A 4,413-nucleotide genomic window follows, 5' to 3' on the forward strand; every position below is an offset into this window, starting at 1 on the left:
GGCAACTGCATGCGCGCGCGCAACGCCTGCGCGCCGGTATCGGTCAGCGCGACAATGCGCACGAGGCCGTGGGCGAGGCGGCGTTCCTGCGCGAGCGTAGCCGGATCGCCGAGCACGCTGGCGAGCTTGGCCATCGGCTGCGGCAGGCGCTGCGTCCACGCCAGCGCGGGCGGCAATTGCGCGGCGCGCCAGATCAGGCGTTCGGGATCGTGCGCGGTCGCGGTCAGTGGCAAGGCCGGATGCAGCTGGCGCAGCAGTTCGAGCGCGATGAATTCACGCACGCGACCGCCACCGAGCTCGGCATGGGCGAGTTCGACGCCATGCCAGCTCAGCGTTTCCAGGCGCGCGCGAATCTCGGCCGGGTCAGCGGTCACGGGCATTCCGGCGAACGGGCGCAGCACTTCGATGCCTTCGCCTTCGAGCGCGCCCGCGAAATTCGCGGCATAGTCGGCGATGCCGTTCTGCTCCGGCGGCAGCGGTGCGAGCAGGACGATCTTCATGACGAGGTCAGCCTCAGCAGCTGGCTCGAGCGGTCCATCAACGACTGCGGGATCTCGAAGTAGCGGCGGTTGAGGACGATGCCGCAGACGTTGTCGAACGCCTGGCCGAGCGAGCGCAGTGTTTCCTCGACCACCGGAATGGTCGTTGCGCGCGCCTGCACGACGACGACGATGCGGTCGGCGTATTGCAGTTCGTCGAAGCCGATGTCGTCCTTGAGCACGCCGGGTGCCTCGACGATGGCGACCTCGCCCGGATTCGCGCGACGCTTGCTCGTGATGCGTGCGTTGTAGCCCTGGCCTTGGGCGAAGTTGGCGATGCCGAGCGCGATGAAATGCACGCCTTCGCCGGGATTCGCCGAGGCAATGCCGATGGTGAGACCGCGCGCGGGTATGTCCTGATGCGGCAGCTGGCGCCAGATGCGATGCAGTGCGGAACGCAGCGGCAGGCCCTGCTTGGCGCGGCCGTTGAGTTCGGGCACCACGCCGAGCAGCGGCAGGCCGAAGCGCTCGTCGACGCCGCCGCCGTCGTGGATGCGCTGATCGAGCAGACGGCAGAGGAAGACCGCGAACAGGCCGACCGCAATGCCCGCCGGCAGCGCAGCGAGCAGCATCGTCGTCGTCTTCGGGAACACGCGCGCGGCGACGAAGGTCGGCGGTTCGACCACCGCGACGTTGCTCAGGCGGTTCGCGTTGAGGTCGCGCTGCACGCGTGCGTGCATGAGGAACTCGCTGGTCAGCCCATAGGCTTTCTCGGCGGTGTTCAACTGCAGGCCGAGGCGCGACAGTTCGGGCTCGATCGTGAGCACGTGGTCGCGGTCGGACTGCAGCGCGGCGATCTGCTTGTCGATCGCGTCGAGCTGCGCGGTGAGGTGCGCCTCCTGCGTTTCGCCGTCCTGGATGTCGCCCTTGAGCTTGAGTGCAAGCGCGTTCGGCGCGAGGTTCTGCGAACTCTGCACCTGCTTCGCCAGCGAGTCGATCTGCGTGCGCATCGAAGCGATCGCCGCGTCGAGCGACTTCACCTTGGGTGCGTTTTCGTCGTAGGTGCGCAGCAGGTCGAGGCGCTGGGTCTGCATCACGTTGAGTTTGGCCTGCATGTCCTGCTGGATCGGATTGAGGCTGATTGCGCGACCGGTGACGATCTCGGCCGGCATCGACGGCAGGCGCTGCTGCGCCGAGGCGATCGCGGCTTCGACCGCGACCTTCTGCGCGAGCGCGTCCTGGCGTCCCTTGTACAGGCGCTGCAGCTGGTCGGCGGTGCTGTCGAGCTTTTGCTGCAGGCTGGCCGCGTTGAGGTCGTTGAGCTTGGTGTGCAGCTCCTGCTTGAGCGCGAGCACTTCCTTGCCGAGCTCCTCGCTCTGGTTCTCGTAGAAGCGCGACAGCTCCGCACCGCCGGCGGCCTGCGCGCGCGCGTCGAAGTAGGCGTCGACCCAGTGCTTGAGTATCTGCTGCGCCTCGGTCGGATCGTTCCAGGTCAGGTCGAGTTCCATCACGTCGGCGCCGGATTCGTGGCTGACCTTGAGCGCCTTGGCGAGACCTGCGGCGAGCTTTTCCTGCGGCGTCTGCCGGTCGATGATGCCGACGAAGGCGAGCGTTGCGTCGAAGCCGTCCTTGATCGCGCCGGTGGCTACGCGCACCTTGGCCTTGATCCGCTTCCACAGGCTGCCGTCGCTCGCGTGTTCGAGATCTGCGCGATAGGCGTCGGCAACCTTGCTGATCACCGGCGCGCTGGTCAGGATCTGCTCCTCGTCGAGGATCGGATCGCGCAGCGTCGCCGGCTGGATGAAGTTCGGCTCGCGCATCACCTGCATCGGCACGCGCACCTGGTCGCCCTTCTCGAGGTTGACGAACAGGCGCGAGGTCGAGGTGAAGCGCGACGGCAGGAACAGCGCGCCGAGCACGATCAGGATCATCGTGGCCAGTGCGGTCAGCACGAACGCGCGCTTGAAGATGAAAAGCAGACGCAACAGGTCGCGAAAGCTGCGGATCTCGATCATTTCACACCTCCCACCTGCTGCACGGGCACGCTGGTGTTGTTCAATTGGTAGTTCGCGCTGACGCCGATGCCGTGGAAGAACGGAATCAACTGGGTCACGTAGAGATCCATGCTGTCGACGAGTTCGCCGATGCGCGATTTGGGTACGAACAGGATGTCGCCGCGCTGCAGGGCGATCGGCTGGCGGCCGCCGCCGTCGCCGGGCTGGAGCAGGTTCGCGTAGTCGAAGAAATAGACCTGGTAGCGGCGCTTGTCGTCGAGGCGCACGAGCGCGACGTGATGAGGGTCTGCGCCTGAAAGCAGTCCGCCCGAGGCGACGATCGCCTGCTCGGCCGTGCCGATGCCGGCGAGATCGAAGCTCGCGTTCGGCGTGCGCACCGCGCCGCCGACCATGACGCGGTTGCCTGGCGATTCGGCGATGTTCACCGTTACCCGCGGCTCCTTGTAGATGCCGGTCATGCGCTTGCCGAGGTCGTCGGCAATTTCTTCGGGCGTGCGGCCAGTAGCATCGACCTTGCCGACTTCGGGATAGGAAAAGCTGCCGTCGCTGCGCACGGTGAACTGGGTCAGCGGCACCTCCTCGGGCCGCAGCGGCAGCTGCGAATCGCGCACGATGCGCAGTGTGTCGCCCGCGTACACGCGCACGACCGCGGGCGGCAGCTGGGCGGACGATTTGGTGTCGATTTCGTGGGCCTTGGCCGTGCTTCCGCCGGGTGGACGGATCGCGCCCGGTGTCGTGCAGGCACCAAGCGCGAGCGCGAGGCTTGCGATGACGAATTGGCGATTCATGCGGAGTTCTCCTCCCAGTAAAGGGGAAACATGCTGATGCGCCGTTTCAGCGCGGATGGCAGATGGCGTTCGAGGAAGCCGAGCTTGTAGCCGGCGAGTTTGAGTGCGCTGCGCCAGACCACTTCGGCGCCACGCCAGCGCTGGCCGGCGGCGGTGAGCGCGTCGATCTGGTCGCGGACGAAGCGCAGGCCTTCGCCGCCGGCGTGACCGAAGGCTTCGACTATCCACGCCTCGCGTCGGTAGAACGTGCCGATGTCGAAATAGCGGCGCATTTCCTCGACCGGCGTGTACTCGTGCGAGTGATGCACTTGCGCATCGGCGGTGTAGTGCACGGCGTAGTCCCGCAGCAGCATGCGCGCAGCGACGAAGGCATCTTCGCTGCCGATCACGTCTTCGGGAAAACCGCCGACCGCGAAGAGTGCGTCGCGCCGGTAAGCGGCAAATGCATCCGAACTGAAGCAGGTCTTGATGCCGAGTTCGCGCGCATCGCTGCGGCGCTTGATGCGGCTCTGCGCCGGATAATTGAACCTGCGCCCCGCGGCGCTGAGCAGGCTCGCGCCCGGATGCGGCAGCTGGCGGCCATAGGCGACGCCGATGTCGGGAGCGGCGAACAGCGCGTCGTGCAGACGACGCAGCGCGTCGCGGTCGGCGGGCACAGCGTCCTGGGTCATGTAGATCAGCACGTCGGCACGGGTCAGGGTGCTCGCCCAGCGGCGCGTGCCGCCGTGATTGAAGCGCGCGGCATCGATCGCGACGACGCGTGCGCCGTGTGCGCGCCAGCGTGCGGGCGAGTCGTCGCTCGAGGAGCTGTCGACGACCAGCACCTCGTCGGGCTGCAGGCTCTGCGCCGCGAGCGCCGGCAGCAGGCGCTCGAGATGATCGGCGCCGTTGCGGTTCGGGATGATCAGTGCGCTGCGCATGCCAGGGTTCTCAGTAGGCGGCGCGCGCGGAAATGATCGCGGGGATCGTGCGCGCGAGGATGTAGAGATCGAGCCAAACCGACCAGCGCTCGATGTATTCGAGGTCGTATTCGACGCGGCGGTGGATCTTGTGCAGCGTGTCGGTCTCGCCCCTGTAACCGTTTACCTGGGCGAGCCCGGTAATCCCTGGCTTGACCCGATGGCGCGCGGC

At 66.9% G+C, this 4,413-nt stretch carries 4 protein-coding genes and 1 pseudogene; all 5 read right to left on the minus strand.

Annotated features, from left to right (window positions below):
* A pseudogene (locus tag VF497_RS16010) lies at positions 1-500 on the minus strand (glycosyl transferase family 1); the annotation flags it as partial.
* Positions 497-2,494: an exopolysaccharide transport family protein gene (locus VF497_RS16015; RefSeq protein ID WP_330890544.1), complete on the minus strand. Its 1,998-nt coding sequence runs from the start codon at positions 2,492-2,494 to the stop codon at positions 497-499. The gene VF497_RS16015 and the pseudogene VF497_RS16010, both read right to left, overlap by 4 nt.
* Positions 2,491-3,282: a polysaccharide biosynthesis/export family protein gene (locus VF497_RS16020; protein ID WP_330890546.1), complete on the minus strand. Its 792-nt coding sequence runs from the start codon at positions 3,280-3,282 to the stop codon at positions 2,491-2,493. Before VF497_RS16020 ends, VF497_RS16015 begins: the two co-directional genes overlap by 4 nt.
* Positions 3,279-4,202, minus strand: coding sequence for a glycosyltransferase family 2 protein (locus VF497_RS16025; protein WP_330890548.1), 924 nt, complete (start codon positions 4,200-4,202; stop codon positions 3,279-3,281). The genes VF497_RS16020 and VF497_RS16025 overlap by 4 nt, the downstream gene beginning before the upstream one ends.
* Positions 4,203-4,212: 10 nt before the next feature.
* The coding region (locus VF497_RS16030; RefSeq protein WP_330890550.1) for a sugar transferase at positions 4,213-4,413 on the minus strand (201 nt) is incomplete at its 5' end.

Source organism: Rudaea sp. (genome assembly GCF_036383415.1).
In the GTDB taxonomy this organism is placed as follows: domain Bacteria; phylum Pseudomonadota; class Gammaproteobacteria; order Xanthomonadales; family Rhodanobacteraceae; genus Rudaea.